Source organism: Arthrobacter sp. KNU40 (assembly GCF_051515115.1).
GTDB lineage: Bacteria > Actinomycetota > Actinomycetes > Actinomycetales > Micrococcaceae > Arthrobacter.
Genome location: NZ_CP195850.1, coordinates 1,888,844 through 1,907,574, shown reverse-complemented (window position 1 = coordinate 1,907,574; position 18,731 = coordinate 1,888,844). Strand labels below are relative to the sequence as shown.

General features: G+C 59.9%; 16 protein-coding genes. 6 read left to right on the top strand and 10 right to left on the bottom strand.

Going from position 1 to position 18,731, the window contains the following annotated elements:
• Positions 1–172 precede the first annotated feature (172 nt).
• The 3 genes from ACSKT0_RS08935 to ACSKT0_RS08925 all read left to right on the top strand — a co-directional run bounded on the left by ACSKT0_RS08935 (position 173) and on the right by ACSKT0_RS08925 (position 4,482).
• Complete coding sequence (locus ACSKT0_RS08935) at positions 173–1,642, top strand: purine-cytosine permease family protein (protein WP_437773400.1); 1,470 nt, start codon at positions 173–175, stop codon at positions 1,640–1,642.
• On the top strand, positions 1,639–2,538 hold the full coding sequence (locus ACSKT0_RS08930) for an arginase family protein (protein ID WP_437773399.1): 900 nt from the start codon (positions 1,639–1,641) through the stop codon (positions 2,536–2,538). The genes ACSKT0_RS08935 and ACSKT0_RS08930 overlap by 4 nt, the downstream gene beginning before the upstream one ends.
• 807 nt (positions 2,539–3,345) lie before the next feature.
• Positions 3,346–4,482 carry an iron-containing alcohol dehydrogenase gene (locus ACSKT0_RS08925; protein ID WP_437773398.1) on the top strand — a complete coding sequence of 379 codons (1,137 nt, stop codon included), beginning with the start codon at positions 3,346–3,348 and terminating at the stop codon, positions 4,480–4,482.
• Positions 4,483–5,074: 592 nt separating this feature from the next.
• On the opposite strand, the gene ACSKT0_RS08920 is transcribed toward ACSKT0_RS08925, so the two are convergent.
• A complete protein-coding gene (locus ACSKT0_RS08920) occupies positions 5,075–6,049 on the bottom strand; it encodes a quinone oxidoreductase family protein (protein ID WP_437773397.1) in 975 nt (324 codons plus the stop codon).
• Positions 6,050–6,361: 312 nt separating this feature from the next.
• Here ACSKT0_RS08920 and ACSKT0_RS08915 point away from each other — a divergent pair, with 312 nt between their 5' ends.
• On the top strand, positions 6,362–7,255 hold the full coding sequence (locus tag ACSKT0_RS08915) for a helix-turn-helix transcriptional regulator (RefSeq protein WP_437773396.1): 894 nt from the start codon (positions 6,362–6,364) through the stop codon (positions 7,253–7,255).
• 393 nt (positions 7,256–7,648) lie between these two features.
• Entirely contained in the window at positions 7,649–8,119 is a 471-nt protein-coding gene (locus ACSKT0_RS08910; RefSeq protein ID WP_437773395.1) for an ester cyclase, read from the top strand.
• Positions 8,120–8,349: 230 nt separating this feature from the next.
• On the opposite strand, the gene ACSKT0_RS08905 is transcribed toward ACSKT0_RS08910, so the two are convergent.
• From ACSKT0_RS08905 to ACSKT0_RS08895, 3 genes are all read right to left on the bottom strand, one after another.
• Positions 8,350–10,743 carry an ATP-binding cassette domain-containing protein gene (locus ACSKT0_RS08905; protein WP_437773394.1) on the bottom strand — a complete coding sequence of 798 codons (2,394 nt, stop codon included), beginning with the start codon at positions 10,741–10,743 and terminating at the stop codon, positions 8,350–8,352.
• A 162-nt stretch (positions 10,744–10,905) separates the two neighbouring features.
• A complete protein-coding gene (locus tag ACSKT0_RS08900; protein WP_437773393.1) occupies positions 10,906–12,000 on the bottom strand; it encodes a substrate-binding domain-containing protein in 1,095 nt (364 codons plus the stop codon).
• A complete protein-coding gene (locus tag ACSKT0_RS08895) occupies positions 11,997–13,130 on the bottom strand; it encodes an ABC transporter permease (protein ID WP_437773392.1) in 1,134 nt (377 codons plus the stop codon). Before ACSKT0_RS08895 ends, ACSKT0_RS08900 begins: the two co-directional genes overlap by 4 nt.
• Positions 13,131–13,707: 577 nt before the next feature.
• Here ACSKT0_RS08895 and ACSKT0_RS08890 point away from each other — a divergent pair.
• Entirely contained in the window at positions 13,708–14,385 is a 678-nt protein-coding gene (locus ACSKT0_RS08890; RefSeq protein WP_437773391.1) for a GntR family transcriptional regulator, read from the top strand.
• 145 nt (positions 14,386–14,530) lie between these two features.
• Here the strand turns inward: ACSKT0_RS08890 and ACSKT0_RS08885 are convergent, their stop codons facing one another.
• From ACSKT0_RS08885 to ACSKT0_RS08860, 6 genes are all read right to left on the bottom strand, one after another.
• The gene (locus tag ACSKT0_RS08885; RefSeq protein ID WP_437773390.1) at positions 14,531–14,773 is read right to left on the bottom strand and encodes a hypothetical protein; all 243 of its coding nucleotides are present in this window, start codon (positions 14,771–14,773) and stop codon (positions 14,531–14,533) included.
• Positions 14,774–15,101: 328 nt separating this feature from the next.
• On the bottom strand, positions 15,102–15,839 hold the full coding sequence (locus ACSKT0_RS08880) for an SDR family NAD(P)-dependent oxidoreductase (RefSeq protein WP_437773389.1): 738 nt from the start codon (positions 15,837–15,839) through the stop codon (positions 15,102–15,104).
• Positions 15,836–16,315, bottom strand: a complete 480-nt coding sequence (locus tag ACSKT0_RS08875) for a hypothetical protein (RefSeq protein ID WP_437773388.1) — start codon at positions 16,313–16,315, stop codon at positions 15,836–15,838. Before ACSKT0_RS08875 ends, ACSKT0_RS08880 begins: the two co-directional genes overlap by 4 nt.
• A gap of 100 nt (positions 16,316–16,415) precedes the next feature.
• On the bottom strand, positions 16,416–17,171 hold the full coding sequence (locus tag ACSKT0_RS08870; protein ID WP_437773387.1) for an SDR family NAD(P)-dependent oxidoreductase: 756 nt from the start codon (positions 17,169–17,171) through the stop codon (positions 16,416–16,418).
• Complete coding sequence (locus tag ACSKT0_RS08865) at positions 17,168–18,031, bottom strand: fumarylacetoacetate hydrolase family protein (protein ID WP_437773386.1); 864 nt, start codon at positions 18,029–18,031, stop codon at positions 17,168–17,170. Before ACSKT0_RS08865 ends, ACSKT0_RS08870 begins: the two co-directional genes overlap by 4 nt.
• Before the next feature lie 115 nt (positions 18,032–18,146).
• Positions 18,147–18,725, bottom strand: coding sequence for a hypothetical protein (locus tag ACSKT0_RS08860; RefSeq protein WP_437773385.1), 579 nt, complete (start codon positions 18,723–18,725; stop codon positions 18,147–18,149).
• Positions 18,726–18,731: the final 6 nt, after the last annotated feature.

Sequence of the window (18,731 nt, the reverse complement as noted above, 5' to 3'; positions counted from 1 at the left end):
CAGAGAGATGTTAAGGATATGTTTCGGGATCATTGCCAGCGAACGGTGCTTGCGCAAATTGCCGACAACACCGTGCAGATTTCGCCGAGCCGGAGAGCTCGAACCCGAATAGCATTTCTGTACTCAGTAACCCAACTCAGTAACCCAACGCTTTCATCAACGGGAGATTCCCATGCAGCAACGCGACCCCATCGTCGAGTCACGCTCGTTCGACTATGTCCCTGAATCAGAGCGCCACGGAACCGTGCGCACTCAGGTCCAGTTCTGGTTCATGGTCAACGCGACCCTTATCACCCTCTTCACAGGAGCCGTCGGACCAGCAATGGGGCTGGGCCTCTCCTGGACAATTCTGGCCTTGGTCCTCGGGAGCATCTTCGGCACCCTCTTTCAAGCCTTCCACGGCGCCCAGGGACCGCATATGGGTCTGCCGCAAATGATCCAGTCCAGAGTGCAGTTTGGCTCCCGCGGGGCAGTCCTCCCACTAGCCGCCGTCACGATCGTTCAGTTCGGCTTCGCGATATTCCTCATCCAGACCGCGTCGTCTTCCCTTACTGACATCACCGTCGATCAGACAGGGACATACGACGTCGTCATCGGTGCGGTCGCCGTCGTCCTCGCCATCGTTGGGTACAAGCTGCTGCTGCGAGTCGAAAAGATCGCCTCGTACATCACCCTCGTTAACCTCGTGCTGCTCACCATCGCAGCCGCAGTGGTGCTGCCGATCGGTTCGATGCTCGCCCATAGCGCCTTCGCGCCCGTCGCGTTTCTCGCTCAGTTCGGTGCTGCGGCAACGTACCAGATCGCCATTGCGCCCATCGTTTCGGATTACACGCGTTACCTGCCTTGGAAGACCAGCGGCCGCGCCGTCTCCGCCGCTGTGTTCGGTGGGACCATGGTCTCCGCCGTGTGGCTCGAAGTCCTGGGCGCCGCGCTCGCCATTGCATCCCCGACTGGGACAGATCTCATCGCGGCGGTGCGCGACATGGGCAATTCATTTGGGTTCGGCCTGGGCAATTGGTCGATGGCGGTCGCGGTCATTTCGTGCCTCATCACCTGTTCACTGACCTTCTACAGCGGCAGCGTCTCTCTTCTTAGCGCAGCCGAGGCGTTCCGGACACTCCGATCCACGGGATCTCTTCGGGCGGTGACCATCCTGGCGGCCGGCGTTGTGGTTGTGGCGGGCACGCTGATGCTCCCGAGCGACTTCCTCGGTGCCTTCAGCGCATTCCTGAGCATCCTCGGGTACTTCCTCATACCGTGGACCGCTGTGAACCTCACCGACTACTACATCGTCAGGCGAGGTATGTACTCGATCACGGACATCCTGCGGTCCGATGGCGGAATTTACGGACGATGGGGCGCCACAGGGATGATTAGCTATGGACTCGGCTTCATCGCAATGATCCCGTTCTTCAGCACTGCTATCTTCACCGGCCCTGTGGCATCCGCACTCGGTGGAGCCGACATCGCCTTCGCTATAGGGCTCGCCGTCTCCTCGGGCTCCTACTTTCTGATGATGCGCAGGCGCGACTTGTCCCTCGAGTTCGACGCAGTCCGCGCCGCGCCACTGAACACGCTCGGCCAGATCAACGGTGAGACTGCCCTCTCACCCACTCAGTTGGAAGGAACCGCCTCAGCATGAACGACGACCTGAGTACCGAGACCGGAACCTCGACACTGCGCCTCCTTTGGCCTCAGTGGCAGGGTGCCGCACCTGACGTGGTCGGGGCTCTTGCACCGGAGCTGCCGCTTCCCCTTGCCCAAACTGGTTACTCCTTGGGTACGCACATACTGGACCTCCTGGTGCCAGCGAATGGCCAGCGGACGGAAGTGGTCCCGGTCGGCAATTACTCTCCCACATTGGGCACGGAGAGGGGGGTCTATGCGCGAGAGGCTGTGATCGGCCAGCTCCGGGCCGCGCTTGGCATCCTAAGGGCGACCGATCCGACGAGAGTCACCACGCTTGGCGGTGAATGCTCGGTCAGCGTCGCCCCGTTCAGCCATCTGGCCGAGAAGTATGGAGACGACCTTGCGGTGGTCTGGCTCGACGCCCACCCCGACTGCACTCTGCCGGAGAGCAAATACGACGGCTACCACGCCATGGCGATTTCGCATCTAATCGGCCACGGCGACCCCGAGGTGCTCGATGCGCTCCCCGCCACAATCCACCCTTCTCGGGTGGCTCTGGCCGGATTGCACGCCTGGGCTGATGACGAGCTGCCAAACGTGCAAGCCTGGGGCCTGACGACGTTCGCCCCGGCAGTGTTGAACCAGGGCCCGGAGAGCCTGATCACTTGGCTTAAAGCCACCGGCTGCTCTAAGGTCGCGATCCACCTTGACGTCGACGTGATCGACAGTGACGACATAGTCTTTGGCCTAGGCATGGAGCCTCAGGGTTTGACGCGGGACTCAGTGATCAAGACGATCGGCGCGCTTCACGGGACCGCAGACGTCGTCGGGCTCACCGTTGCCGAGTACATCCCCCGTCAGGTCTTGGCACTCCAGGAACTACTGGCCAAGATCGAGTTCCCGGCTTAACCTCAGAGGCCGCGGGTACCTGTGGGTTGGGGAAGGCCTGTCCTTCCCCAACCCACAGGCATACCCTGCGGCTTCCTATCCACCCGCAACTATCGAGCATCCCTTGGCTGACAGTTTGGCATTTCATGAGAGCCCCAAGCCGTGCATGACCCCGCGACTGGTTCTACGACCACTACACCAAGGAGTGCTCCAGCTTGGACCGAGGCCCTACCTCTGAGCGTCCAAGTTTTCTGACCGACTTTGGTCTTACCGGTGCAGAGCCATCGACCTTTGTAATTTCTTCCTGCTTTTGGTCCAAGGTGATCAAAGTACCGAACTTGAACGATCATCTGCTGTGGACAGCGCCCGTCACATACGACGGATACGGGTGCTACACCTCAATCATGCGACTCGACCGCCATCTGGGACGAATTCGCCTGGTTGATACAATCCTCCTCCTGCGGGTCGCTGTACTAAGTGCATGAGGCTGTTGCGGCAACTCAGATCGCGCCCGGCGAAGCGCTAGCTGCGCTTACGTCTAGCGGCGGTGGCTACGGCTCTCCACTCGATCGTGACACGGCCCAGGTTCTTGAGAATGTCATCGACCGTTTCATCTCCGTTACCCGCACCCGGGACCCTACGGAGTAGTTATCGGTCGACGATGCTGAACGCTGGGAAACTTGATTGTCCATTGCATTCTTACACGGCGATCCGCAACGCCACGTTCTTCACTGTTTCATCTCGTACGACCGGGAACCAAGACGGCCAGCGCCAAGCCCGCCACATGGCAGAAGATTTTTGACTCTACACAGTTAGGAACCGACAAACTTGTACGGAAAATTTGAATATGTAAACCCGCTAACCATCTATTTTGGTTCCGGCTCAGCTTGGCGTCTTGATGACGTCCTTGAGACGGCAACAATTGCCGACGTTCATCTGATCACGACCCAGTCAGTAGCGGCCGGCAATGTCTATCGTCGACTCGTGGAGGACTCAGACCGGCTCGGACGGTCCGGTGTGTCTATCGTCAGCAGCCACGTTCCAATCGCGAAAGTTCTTGCAGCCGCCCGCGACATCCGGCGTTCCGGCGCGGAGGCCGTTGTCTCGATTGGGGGCGGTAGCGCCGTGGATGCTGCAAAGCTGAGTGCTTATGGTGCCAGATTCGAGGCGATCGAGGACGAGATCTCGCCAGCGGAATTTGCTGCGCTGCTTCGAACACCTTCCGAACGAGAAGCGCTTCCCCTGTATGCCATCCCTACCACGCTGTCCGCAGCGGAGCTCTACGGTGGCGCGGGATACACAGATTCGGAGACTGGCCGCAAGACCGGAATTCACAATTCAACCATGACGGCACGTGCCGTCTTCTATGACCCGCAGATTGCAGAAGAAACTCCCACCCAATTGTGGATTTCTACAGGCATACGAGCCATCGACCATGCGATCGAGGCAATCCTTAGCGATGAGACCAACCCGCTCTCTCGGACACTCGCCGTGTCAGCGGTAAATGACCTATTCACTTTCCTTCCACGTGCCGCGGAAGGAACAGATGGTCACGAAGAACGCCTTGCCTGCTTCGTTGGAGCGTGGAAGAGCTTCACTTCGCCACTGGTGGCGGCCGGCGGCATCAGCCATGCCTTAAGTCGGATGATAGGCGCCCAAAACGGGATCCCACACGGAGTGGCCTCATGTGTCATCCTGCCCAAGGTCATCCGCTACTTTCATTCATCAGACGATCTGGCTCGCTCACGCCTCGACGAGCTTGCCAAGACCACGAACTTCGCTGCCTCGGGTTCGGACCTTGCTGACGCCATCGAGGGTCTCATTTTGCGCGCAGAGCTTCCGCTGCACTTCTCCCGCCAGGATGTCAGCGTCGAGGCAGAAGCAGAGGCCGCGCTAAGAGCCGCCCAGGCGACTGGAGTCGAGACTGAAATTGCGTCTGCGATTCTCGCCCAATGCATTAAATAGACTCATGAATCTCAGGGGTAGGATTTCAGGAGACTGACCGAGGGGACTCGTCCAAGAAAAAACGACTTCGCAGAAGCAAGGCGCCCCGCAACAGTTTTGCCGGGCGCCAGGCCCTCCAGCAGCGTCATCCAGATGACGGTGCTCGAAGCCATTTCAGTCCTGAGCCCTGGTGAGGGAACCACGCAGTCGGGCCGGGCTGCCGCGCGTCGTTTCCGCCAGCCGACCGCGTAGACTCTCAGCACCGCGATTTCCTGCAAGATGCACAAGGACGATGAAGCGCGTGGTCCGTTTGACCAACCTGTCTATGGCCAAAGCGGCTGTGCTTTTCATGGATGTAGGGGCGGGCCGGGGCACGCTGCCGGGATTGCTCCCGGTCTGTTGCCCCGGCCCGCCCTCCGCACCGGACATGCGACTCTCAGTGCGTCCGGCGCTTCACGGATAGTCACTCCCGACGGCGGCGGGGGCCCACGTTGTTATGTTCGTTGGGGCTCGCGCCGGTACCGTGTGATTGATCGAAAGTGTCCTTGTCTCTGCGGGGCCTGTCCTGACGCTATAGACATGAGTCACAGCATGACTTCTGCCAAAACCGCTTCTACAAGGTCAGGAGGATCGATCCGACCGCTTGCCGTGACATGAGCCGCTCGTATCCGCGTTCGAAGTCATCGAGACCAATTCGACTGTCGATGACTGGTTTCAGATGTCCTTGAGCTGCCAGGTCAGAAATCGCGATCAAGTTCATGGCTGTCACGTCTTGACTCTCCCTGTGCAACGCATACCCCCGGATTCCCTTCTCCTGCGAAACGATGTCGACGAGGTCAACCCGAGGAGTCTTTCCTCCAGTGAAACCGATGGACACCAGGGTTCCGCCAGGGCGAAGGACGCTCATGAACTGGCCCACGTAATCCCCTCCGACAGGGTCAAGCGCGAGCGCTACACCCTTACCGCCAGTTAGCCGCTCGACTTCCTCGGGGAGATCCTGAGAAGACAGGTCGATTACCGCAGTTGCCCCGGCCAGCCTTGCTCGGGCGGCCTTGGACGCCGACGAGACTACTGCGATGGGATGTGCTCCGAGCGCCGTAGCGGTCTGCATGAGGGCGTGTCCGACTCCGCCTGTGGCACCGGAAACAAGCACAAGCTCGCCCGTTTTGATTTCAGCTGCGGAAGTGAGTGCTCCATATGCAGTCAGGTAATTGACAGTCAACGCGGCGCCTTCGTCCAGGCTGACCGTCTCCGGCAGTCGTAGCAGCCGCCTGTCTTCGACGACGATCCACTCCTGGTACGTGCCATCGGAGGTGATCCCGAGGTCTCCGCCCCCGTAGATCGCAACACGGGTACCGGGGAGAAAGGCGTTGCTTTCCTCAACGACCCCGGATCCTTCGTTTCCGAGGACGATGGGACCGTCTTGTTCGATGATGTCGCCCAAACGGATGGTATTCGATAGCTGGTTTATCGTTGCGGCGTGCATCCGCACAAGGGTATGACCTTCGCGGATGGTTGTGGGCTTTGGACGCTCCCGTACAGCCATTTCCGGAGGGTGCCCAAACAATTCGGTGACAATTGCTTTCATTGTTTTCCGTCCTTTCGATTCACAAGAGAAAAATGGCGTGACGCTACGGTCCCGCGGGGAGGGGCGATAGTCTCGTGCATTCCAGTCGTCGAGGTGGCCGCCCCCTCGTCGGGACCGCCCCGATGAGGTCCCGCCTCGCCGGGGCCCGCAGTGGGCGTCCCATGGACCCGGATGAGCCCTTCACCTCGCACCATATCTAGTGTTTCAGGGAATCTGGTCCGAGTATGCGCTGGCACTCGCCCGGCTGAACCTAGGTCCAACTGGTCCTCCTTCGCGCTGGAAGTGCCACCCATACGCTGGGAGAATGGGCGGATGGATCACAATACCGAGCTGGGTCAGTTCTTGCGTTCCCGGCGGGCCAGCTTGGATCCGGGTGATGTGGGTCTGAGCCCCAGCGTGAATGCCCGAAGAGTGCCAGGCCTTCGCCGTGAGGAGGTCGCCCTGCTGGCGGGAGTCAGCGCCGACTACTACGCGCGGCTCGAACAGGGTCGGCATCCCAAGGTCTCCGAGTCAGTCTTGGCTGCTATTTCACGCGCTTTGCGCCTTGATGAGGTGGAGAGAGGATACCTTCTTGATCTCGCGCGGCCCCCCAAAGACCGGTCAGTGACGCAGCTCTCCAACCACCAGCAGGTGCGGCCGGAAATCCACCGCATGCTGGAGGTGCTCAATAACACTTCACCGGCTATAGTCCTGAATCACCGCCAAGATGTCCTGGCCGCCAACCGCCTGGCCCGTGGGCTCATCACCGATTTCAATAGATTGCCGTACCGATCGCGCAATCTGGCCCGCTACATCCTCCTGGAGCCAGAGGCGCGGAGCCTGTACACAGACTGGGAGGAGGTCGCAGGTATCATTATCGCCAACCTCCGATTGGCCGCAGCCGGCCACCCTGATGATCCCAAGCTCAATGAGTTGATCGGCGAACTAAGCATTAAGGCCCCGGAACTTCACGCCAAGTGGTCGAATTACCAGGTTGACCAGTGCGCGCATGGCTCTCAGCGCTTCCGACACGCTGTGGTGGGTGAACTTACGTTGTATCACGAGACGCTGACTCTTCCAGCTGACTCGGACCAAAGCATATGCCTCTACACCGCAAAACCCGGCTCGAAATCCGAACAAACCCTCGGCCTGCTCGCCAGTTGGACGTCCACCGATACCAAAGTCATAAGTAATGAGCGTCAGAACGTTGAACCGCATCGCTCGTGAGAAGGACGAGGCCGAGCGGGCCCGCAGGAGCTAGGACAATGGATATGTCCCAACGGGTCGGGCAGGATTAGACCAACGTCTCGGACGAATTCGAGTTCATTTCAGCGCTACCCGCTCGGTGGAAAAATACCTCGGGCCCCGACCGCCGACCAGTTGCGCGGGCGGACGATTCGATGCGCCAGCTCGGTGTTGTGTATCACGCAGTATTCCAGTGCGTAATCGGAAGGATTGTCGTCAGGGTAGTCCAGCCGGACCTAGGTTGAGAAGGGCCAGCGCTAGTGCCTTTGGAGACCATGGGCACTGCAAGACTGGAAGGACCCCCGGCACACGTCTCCGAAGCGTGACAATACGTCGAGGGGCCAACCGAAACCGATTTGAAAGGACACCCATCACATGACTGGGGCCAATTCTAAGCGCAACATCGCCACCGCGAAGCTGTTGTTGGAGGATGCGATGCCCAACGGCAACTTCGATCAGATCCGCTCGCTGGTCACCGCAGACGCGCCAATCAGGAGAGCAGGATTCACCGACCTGTACGCACTCACTGGCGACAGTATTCCGCAGCAGGGGAACTTTGTCGAGTGGCTGGAGGCGGGTTGGAAGGTGCTTTCAGCTGCCCTGACTGACCAGACCTCGAAGACGGTGGATATCGTCGGAGATGGCAATACCGTAGTGCTTCAATTCCACATGACCGCTTTGCACACCGGGACGTTTGCTGGGGCACCGGCTACGGGTAACCGGGTCGAGTGGGATGAAATCGGCGTTCTACATTTCGACGACGAGGGAAAAATCACCGATCTGTGGTTCATGTGCCAAGAGCTTAGCCTAGCGAAGCAGCTTGGGTACGTGGCGCAGCTCGGCTAGGTTTCCGTTCGCCCGCACAATCGCGAAATAAGTCTGGATGATGGACGGCGGCTTCGGTCAGATCGTATTGTCCCTGCCACCAAGCGCGCGAAGAGTGCAATTCCTCGCCTCCAGGTAGTGAGGCCGTTAGCACTTGGAGACGATGGCCCGGATCGCGAAGATCTTCGTGATTTTTGGAAAGGAAAATCCCGGCCCGCAGCGCAGCGCGGGCCGGGATTTTCGATCAAGGGTTAGCGCTCGTTAATTGTTTCATCACGACGCCTTCCGGTAGCTCTCAGCAACGAGTAGAGCGCGATGGAGCCGATGAGCAGACCTCCTTGGATGTAGTACTGAGCCTGGGGCCCCAGTTGCAAGAACTGGGTACCGTTGGCAATCACGGCCAGCAGGAGCGCGCCAGACACAGCTCCCACCACAGATCCCCGACCGCCCCAGGTGCTCATGCCGCCAAGTACAACGGCTGTAATGCTGGCCAGGGTGAACGGGATCCCGAGTGTAGGATCCCCGATTTGGATCGTGGCAACGAAGAAGACACCCGCGACCATCCCAAAGACGCCGCTGAGGACGTAAGCCACGTAGTAGATCAGCTCAGATCGCACACCAACTCTACGGGCTGCTGCAGGGCGGGAACCCACGGCCCGAAATGCAAAGCCCAGCACACGACGGCGAAGAAGCATCTCGCCTGCGATGGCAATTGCTATGAGGGCCACGAAGGCCAGCGGCACAAAGCCGATAAGCTGGCCGGCGTTGGTTGCGAATGTAGGGCCGACCTCTCCACCTGGTGTGCTCATCCACAGAAGCGTGAGCCCCTGAACAGTGATGTAGGTCGCGAGCGTGGCGATCAGCGGCTGAAGTCTCAATTTTCTGACGAGCAGGGCATTGACCAATCCGACGGCGACCCCGATGCCCAACGCTGCCAGCAGGCCGGTAGCGGTGCTTACTGCTTCCGCGTTCAGAGTCGTAAGCCCCGCAATGGCGACTGTCGTCAGGGAGATGAGCGGACCTATCGACAGATCGATACCCCCGGTCATCATGACCGCGGCTTGGCCAAGTGCCGCGAATCCGAGAGGAACTGCAAGGAATAGAAGATTGCTGAGGTTTGACGTCGAGAGGAAGCCCGGACGTGACGACCCAATAACGATCATCAACACAGTGACGGCTATTGCCAGGAGAAGCACTGGCGCAAAGTCACTGCGCCGGAAGAACTGCAGCAATCGGTTGCTTTGCCTCTGGTTGTCGGCTGCGGCTCGGGTAACGGCCGACAGTGCAGACTCACCGACGATGCGTTCCTCCGCCACGTCGTCGCCCGCCAATTCGGCGACGACCTGGCCGCGTGAGAAGACAAGCACACGATCGCAGAGGCCCGCGAGCTCCAAAGCATCCGAGGAGACAACAACTACCGCAGCCCCCTGCCGGGCTTGTTCACGCAGTAGGCGATAGATCTGCAAACGGGTGCGAGCATCCACACCCTGAGTGGGTTCTTCGATCAGGTACACGGATGGTGACTCCAGGAGGGCCCTGCCGAGTGCTACTTTCTGCTGGTTTCCTCCGGACAATCCTGAGACCCGATGCTCGATTGAGGGTGTTCGGAGGTCGAGGGATTGAAGCCGTTGCTCGATCTCCGCCCGCTCTCGTCCGCGGGTGACGAGGCCGCCCCTGCTGAGGTTCATCAGGGATCCCGCGGTCATGTTGTCGCGTACGCCGAGTTCCGGGAAGACGGCCTCGCCCCGACGGTCTCCGCTGACGAACGTCATGCCAGCGTTGCGTGCAGCCCGAACCCCTTGACGGACTCGCTGTCCTTTGACCGTGAATTCGCCTCGAAGTCGATCCAGACCGGCGAGAGCCCGCAGTGCGTCACGTTGGCCGTTGCCCTCCACACCGGCAAATCCGACGATCTCGCCTGCGCGGAGCCGAAGGTCAAGGCCGTCGAACTGCTGGCCCGTCCCATTTCGAACGTCCAGGATCACGCCACCGAGGTCACGCTCGACCGCTTTGTCGGGAAACGTTGTGTCAAGGGATCGGCCTACCATCAGCTCAACGAGCCGGTCCTCGTCGATGTCGGACACCGACACCGCCGACGCGGCTACCTGACCATCGCGGAGCACGGTGACCCGGTCTGCGATGGCGAGGACGTCGACGAGTCTGTGCGTGATGTAAACGATTGCGGCTCCATCGTTCGCCAGCTCCCGCAGCACTGAGTGAAGGCGGTCAGCCTCACTTGTGGTCAGTGCCGCGGTCGGTTCATCGAGAATCAACACGGAGGGCTTGAGAATGATCGCCTTTACGATTTCGACGATCTGCCGGGCGGCAACGGACAGTTCCCTTACAGGCGTCCGGGGATCGATAGTCGTCGCGAAACGCTCAAGTCGATCGGCAGTCCATTTGTCCAGATGTGATCCATCGGGACGCATGTTCGTGGGGACGCCCAGTGCCATGTTCTCCGCAACCGTGAGATCCGGGATGAGCGAATCGTCCTGGTAAGTGATGGCAAGGCCTGACAATTTGGCAAGTTGCGGATTGGCGCCAGCCAGTTCCTTGCCTCCAATGAAGACACTTCCTTCGTCGGGCGCCAAGTTACCGCTTGCGACATTGACAAGGGTGCTCTTGCCTGCGCCGTTTTCGCCCAACAGAGCGTGTACCTCACCGGGAATACAAGTTAGATCCACTCCACCGAGTGCTCTGACCCCGGGATAAGTCTTGACGACCCCCCGGAGTGCGAGCGCCGGTGTAGTAGACGTTTCCGGGGGTGCGGCTACTGCAGGCACTGAGGCAGTGTTCATTCGAGTCTCCTAGCGACCAGTCAGCAGCGGCTTGAGCACGTCCGCTGGCACTTTAGTTGTCGGGATGAAGTCATCGGGCATGTCTGCCTTGTAGAAGTTCTTGCAGTCGGTTGCACAGTCGTATGACCCGATGTCGACCGTGACCGTTCCCGGGACAGACTCTCCGGAGTACGCCTTGAGGCCCGCTTCCAGGGCGTTGCTGGCCGCCCAGGTACGGGAGCTGTGGAACCCGTAGCCGAAAGTTGGGTCTGTTGGTGCGAGCTGGTCATAGAGTCGCATTAGACCGTTTAGATCATTCGAGTAGACCAACGGCAATGGTCGGTGCGCGTTTTGCCATCGTGCAATGACCGGCTGGACTGCGCTGGCTTCATCGATCATCACGCCGTCGATTTTCGGGTACTTAGACAAAAGGGCACTTGCAGCCTGCGCAGACTTCCCGGGATCCCAATCCGCCCACACCGTCTCAAGGACGTTGATTCCAGGGGCTATTTGCTTCAGGGTGTCCACGGCAGCGGCATTAACCGTCGAGTTGTATTCGTTTCCGGCCGGACCGGAGATGAAAGCAATGTTGCCTTTGCCGTTCAGCTTGTCAGCGAAGTATTTCCCCTCAGCGGCTCCCACTGCCTTTAAATCAGGGCCGACGAACGCTGTGTAGTCTTGGCCCGCTGTTCCGCCGATCGGACTATCCCAAGGCACAACTTGAACTCCACGCTTGTATGCTGCACGAACTGCAGGAAGCAGCGCCTTGCCGAAGTCCGAGTACACAGTGAGGACGTTGTATCCCTGGCTCACCATGCTTTCGATGGCCGCGATTTCCTGATTGAGCTCTCCATGTGCGCACACGTACTGGTACGAGGAAACCATGGGGTTGTTTTTGGCCGCGGCTTCCCATTCGGCACGGGCCGTGACGCGCCAGGAATTTTGACAGTTTCCATCGACGTAGCCGACCTTCGCCTTGGCGCCAGCCTGGGCTGTCGGGCTGCCAGCACTCTGCCCGGTCACGCTACCGCCGCACCCGGCGGTTGTTAGTGCTACCGTCGCCACCACCGCTAGTGACATCATTGCACGCAGGCCTCGTCGGACTGCTTGACGGTTCGGTTTCATTTCTCTCCATTTGCTTTAGTTAGCCGCCGATGATGCTTTTCCGGCTTTGCTGAAATCGGTATTCCGTGTAGTGGATTTTGGTGCCTAGTATTTTGTGTTTCCTCAGTCGGGAGTTCAGGAGACACTTTTCGTATTATGCGAACGAGGGAACGAAGAAGGTCGAAGTTGTACAGCGCCATCGCTGCGACAATCACAATCCCTTGCACAATCTGTTGTACGGCCAGATTCCCGCCAATCGCCAGGGTGAAGTTGTTCAATTGCACGACGAACAGCGTCCCGACGGCCGTGGCTATGACACTGCCAAGACCGCCGCCAAGCGGTGTACCGCCGATCGCGACGGCCGCGATGGAGGGAAGCAGGTACGGATCTCCCACCTTCTGGCCAGGTTGTACCACCACCATGCCGAGCAGGATTCCGGCGATCCCGGCCAGGACTGCGCCGGCGATGTACACGAAGACCTTGTAGAGATCCACCCGAATACCGAGTGCACGTGACGTCGAGGGGTTTGTACCGACCATCGCGAATCTGCGGCCAACCGTGGAATATCGCAAGAACCCCGCCACAACCAGCACTCCCGCACCCCAGAACCATGCGATGATCGGGATACCGAGAGGCTCCTGGTTGATAAAGGTGATCACGCTTTCCGGTACGGCCGGCGGTGCCGCCTCACCTTGCAGCTGGAACCCCACGCCGGTCGCGATGGCGGCGCCGCCAAGAGTGGCGATGAGCGGCGTGACACGGAGAAGCGTGACAGTTACGCCGTTCAGCGCCCCGATCGCCGCTGCTGCCGTAAGGGCGCCGAGGACCGCGCCCGCAATGGTCCCCGGGTCCGTTGCCGAGAGGTTCTTCACGAACAGGAGCGCCGACAGGGTCATCACCGCCGCGATCGAAAGATCCATTCCTCCGACCGTGACCACCAGATGCTGTCCAAGGGCTGCGGTCCCAAGAACCCCACCAAAAAGGAGCAAACTTTGGATCTGATTCACACTGACGCTCGAAGGTGCGAACACTGCACTGACCGCCAGCAAAAGGGCGAGTGCAGGCCAGACGAGCATGAAGCGTGAGTTCGCCGCAACAGCAAGCGGCAGTCTGGGGCGCCGGCCGGGCGGCGCAGTGGTCAAGTCAGTCATGAAACGCGCTCCATAAGTTAGGCGAGGTACCAGGTCAAAGCCAGCCAGGCCAAAACCATGTGATCCAAGCCACTAATCAGTACAAGCCGATTGTATGCGATTCGCATGCGAAGATGTCAAGGGTCTTTCCCTTCCAACCGGAGAGCATTTTCTCGCCGCGAGTGTCCTAACGATCCGCGGCGCAGGCCCTCACGTTCCAATCGTTGCCAACAGTGAAGAAAAGGGAAGAAATTCGAACACCTTGACGGACGCCCTTGAACAGCTAGGGTTCATTCCTCGCCCGCGCGTGCGACGATTTCAGGCCCGCACCATGACCGGATCCGGAACGGGTCCAAATTGCTCAGGATCGAAGACCTAAGCAGATGCCCGTCAATCACTTGCTGAAACGAACCGGCAGGAAGCCGCTCTCGACCCGCAATCTCCGCCAGGTCCGACCTCCGTGAGCGCCTCATCCCCGCGGTTACGAACCGCCCGACTCACGACGGCAATGCGCCATCGAAATCCGCTATCAACAAAGCAGGGGAAATGGGTCGAGTCGTCCATGACTCCGAGGATTTCCCGTGATACCGTATACAAAATGGCTACAAGAAAGATTGAGACTCCGCGCACCCGGCTTGGTAAGAAGCCGCTATCGCAGCACGTCTACGACACCCTTGAGGCTGAAATCGTCAGCCGTCAGTTGAGCTCCGGTGCCCGGCTTGTCGAGGATGAAGTCGCTGCGCGACTGGGCCTTTCGCGGACGCCCGTGCGTGAAGCGTTCAAGATGCTGGCGGTTGCTGGTTGGATCGAGCTGCTACCGAACGCGGGGGCCACGGTTCGCATGCCGAACGTTGAGGACGTCAGCGAAGCATTCCGGCTACGAGACATACTAGAGACCGAGGTAACGCGGCTCGCCGTCCAGCGCGCCACTCCCGCTGACATCAAACAGCTTCAAAAAATCGTAGAAGAGGGCCTGGCCCGTGTTGGCGAAGGCGACAAAGCGGTCATGGCGCGACTCAATCGGGAGTTCCACGACAAGCTCATCGACACCGCAGGCAACCGCATGCTCAAGGTCTTCCTAGGGACGATTTATCAACAGATCCGCTGGTACTTCGCCGGCATGTTCACCATCGAACGGCAAGAAGAGGCCTGGAAGCAGCACGCGGAACTTGTCGAGGCACTTGGCGCTGGCGATGCCGAGAAGGCCTTCGCGATCATGCGAGCTCACGGTAAGCGGTCACGGGAAACATTCAGTCAGATGTTGCTCGGGACCTGATCCCAGCCGACCAGGGCCGGTCAGAATCGCTTGGATTTCAGCCCTAGGGTCATTGATGGTTGGACAGGGTGGGTGGTATCTGAACTGTCTGCCCTTTGGGGGGACGATCTCACTGTGCTTCGACATCTGCGGTACCGAGCATTATTCAGGGTTGAATCTTGGCATACAGATCTGACCAGATCTCGAATCCGCTGGCCTTGTCGATATACTCCCTGCCCTGAATTCCATCCGCGGCGACCCAGATTCCCGATGCATCGGGCATTGCCATGTCCGCGACACCTCGGCGATACAGCTTGCCGGCCAACCGGACTTCTACGTTGTTGCCGGCGAGCCATTGCCATTCGTCCGTCGGGGACAGCTGGGGATCTTCATTAACAAAGGATTTCACGGTGGTTCCTCGAATTGAAATTAAGTTGGGTAAAACTGGAAGACCTCGGTCCAAACCCCTCTTAGAGGGGTTTGGACCGAGGAACACGGCGGCCAACAGAGTCGGCCGAACCGGCCCTCGCCAAGGAGGGAGCCGCCCGGCGTGATGGATCTACGAACACGCAGCCTAGAAGGATCCCCCAGCAAAGTGATTTGTATCAGCTGGGCTTCCTGGAAAGCGCGCCGGTGGACAACGCTCGGCGCTGCCGTGCACCTGCCCGCATGAGCTCTGCCAGCCGACGCGCGGACCAGGCGACCGTAGAGTCGCTATCCACGGCCTGCGACGCTCCTCACCACAGCACCTCGCCTCCGGTTTCGGCAAGTACGACTGGACGAGGACCGGCACCCGTTGCTAGATACACAGCACTGCCGGCCGTCTCCTCTGGCGTCGCAAATCGGCCTACCGGAATACTGGCGGCGTGTTTGTCGATGAAGGCGCGGACTTCCTCCGTCGTAGTTGCGCCGCTGTTCCGCGCAAACCGCTCTTGCCCCTGAGTAAGGAGCGGACTTTCCGTGCACCCCGGACAAAGCACGTGCAGACCTACGCCTTTGGCAGCCAGGTCGGGTGCAAGTTGTCGCGCCCACCCGATGAGTGCGAACTTCGCTGCACTGTAGGCAGCACTATTCGCCTCGCCTACGAGGCCAGCCTGGGAAGAGACTATGACAAAGCGGCCGCCCTTAGAAAGGAGCGAGGGCAGCGTCAATTCAAGGAGCGAAACAACACTCCCAAAGTTGACGTCAAACACTCGCCGGCTGAAGCCTGAGGGCATGTCGCGGAGCGGGGAAGCTCCATCAATGCCATGGGCTGCTATGACACAGTTTAGTCCGTTATCTCCGATGATTTCCCGCAAAGCACCACCGCCAGAGGAGTCGAGCAGGTTGTTCGCGATCGATCTCACGAGTGTGTCGGTGGAATCGATGTCGTCCGCCCGGAGATCATGGGCGATTACATTTTCCCCGCTCCCGGTGAGGAGTCGGACTGCCGCTGAGCCGATCGACCCTGCGGCACCGGTCACCAAACTGGTCATGTGGCGCTCCGAAGATCGATGGTTGAACCGGTGACAAAGTTAGCTGCCTCTGACCCAAGGAAGCTCAATGTAGGGGCCAGGAGTTCAGCGACGGCCTGATCGCAAAGAATTGAGTTGATCCGAAGCGACGGGCCAAGTTCTCGTGCCAGGCTCTGGGCGATTCCTCTGGACGCTTCACCAAGAGCCGCGTTCAAGGCCCTGTTTTCCACGGAGCCGATCTTCGGCTCTTCGACGACAAGTGCGACGCGAATGACGTTTGCCGCCCCATCCCCGTAGATTTTGGAGCGGAGACGGTCAAGGAGGCCCGCCACGGTACCGGCGACGAAGTCAATTTCCGTTTCCCCACTAGGCGGAGTGGCCGCACGCAGAACTATCAGCCGCCCGCACTCGGCAGGTATATCCGTTTCGACTATTCCATCCGGACCGGGTGTACCCGACTCCCATACGGCAACGGCCACCTCATCCAAATACAACACCCGTTACCTCCTCAAGTTGCGGCCGTTGGAATCGATATGGACGGGATTGGCGAAGCCGTATTCTGAAAGCCGGCTTACGGCGCCACCCGCGCCCCTATTCCTAGACACGGGGCCGCAACTGCAAGTCCTGCATGCCGCCGTCGACGGCCAGGCAGGTTCCGGTTGTCGAACCGGATGATGGGCTCGCGAGATAGGCAACCGCTAATGCAATTTCCTCCGGTGTCACCAACCGGCCGTGCGGTTGCCTCGCGATGAGGGCAGCCCGCTCAGCCACCGGGTCTTCCTTGTTTGCGAGCATTCTGGCAAACCATGGAGTGTCGGCAGTGCCAGGGTTGACGCAGTTAACACGGATTCCCTCCGGGAGGTGGTCCGCCGCCATAGCGCGGGTCATCGATACCACAGCGCCTTTGCTGGTGCTGTATAGAACGCGCTGAGGGATGCCGACAGTCGCTGCGGTCGAGCCGGTGTTTACTATGGCAGCCGAGGCGGACTGGCGAAGATAAGGCAGCGCGGCGCGGGTCACTCGAACGATGCCCTGGACATTCACATCCAAAACGCGTCGCCATTCATCGTCCTCGTTGTCAGCGACTGTGCCTTGTGCACCGATTCCTGCGTTGTTGATCAACAGGTCGATCTGGCCCAATTCCCGCACCACAGTATCGATCGCTGCGCGCACCGAGGCGTCGTCGGTGACGTCGCACTTGACGCCAAGGACTCCGTCCTCGACATCGCTCGCGTTAAGGTCAAGAGCGGCAACTTTGGCGTCCCGGTCCCGCAGCACTCGAGCAACGGCCGCGCCGATGCCCGAGGCGCCGCCTGTGACAACGGCGACAAGTCCATTCAGTTCCCCACTCATCGCGCGCTCACCTCGCCCGTGACAAATTTTTGGTGCTGTCGACCCAGTCCGTCGATCTCGATCTCCATAACGTCCCCAGCGACCAGGTAAGGGAACTTGCCAGAGAAGCCAACACCCTGCGGGGTGCCCGTGAGGATTAGGTCTCCTGGTTCCAACACGAGGTACTGGCTCAGGTCGTGGACGAGGTGTTCGACGGAGAAGATCATATCCTTTGTGTTGGAATCCTGCCGCGGCTCGCCGTTGACCCAGCTGCGCAGGCTCAGGGCGCGATGATCCAATTCATCGGGGGTTACCAGCCACGGGCCAGCCGGGCAGAAGCCAGCGGCCGACTTGCCCTTGCTCCACTGACCGCCTGAAATCTCGAGCTGGAAGCTCCGTTCCGACAGGTCGTTGGCGGCGACGAATCCAGCAATGTGGTCCATGGACTCGTCCGGGGACGAAAGGTAGGATGCGCGTCGTCCGATCACGATCCCGAGTTCAACTTCCCAGTCGGTCTTCGTGGCGCCGCGAGGAATCTGGACGTCGTCGTAGGGTCCGACAACCGTGTTTGGCGGCTTCAGGAAAATGATTGGCACCTCCGGCGGAGCTGAGCCGCTCTCCGCGGCGTGAGCGACGTAGTTCATACCGACGCAAACTATCGCGCTCGGTCGCGCAATCGGCGCCCCGATGCGGAGGCTTTCGGCGTCGTCGACTGCCTTAAGCTCCCCGGCTTCAAGAGCGGCACGCACTCGATCGGGCCCCCCTGTGGTCCAGAATTCCGAGTCAATATCGGTGGTGACCGGAGTTAGGCCGTACGTGTGCCCGTTTTGGAGCAGCACAGGAATCTCTGAGCCCGCTGGCCCAAGCCTTGCAAACCTCATTGGTGGATCTCCTTGTCAGTTCTTTGTTTGGCTGTCGATGGGATTCCGCCGACAGCGTTCGACGCTGTGTGTCAGCCTCCGATGCGCCCCTTTGGGGCTCGGCGGGGAACCTGCGCTAGTCGCGCAGCTCGCCCTGTAGGTCATCCGGCCCCGCGCAAGGACGCTCCGGTCCGCAGAGCACAAACGTTGTTGGCAGCGCCCGCCCGTTCGGGCCACCCCGCTCCGGAGCAAGGGGAGATGGGTACCTCGACGATGCTGTTGCCAGGAAGATGCCGTTCCCCACGCTGCGGACCTCGTCGATGAGGTCAAGTTCTCCGTGGATGTTGTCGAACACGGCATAGTGCATGACAACGCACGGTCCACCATCAAGCATCGACGTACCGAACTTCCAGGCGAATCGCTGTGTGCGTCTTTCGACGCCGTCGATCTCCCAGATGTTGTATCCATGCCCATCCCATCCGCGGTACTGCTCACGGACAAAGGCTTTTCCAAGCCACTTGCCCAATTCACCTTGGCTCTGGGCAGTGAAGTCCTTGTACTGGGCGGTGAGGTAGCCGGCGGTGTACCCCGCATACTCTCCCCCGAACTCTTCAGGGTCGGGCGCCGGCAGCGTCCGGAACAGCTCCTCGGCCTCGTCGCGCGACAGTGCATTCAACTGCTCTACGCTGGCCGCATTGATATGTGCTTTCATCATGAATCT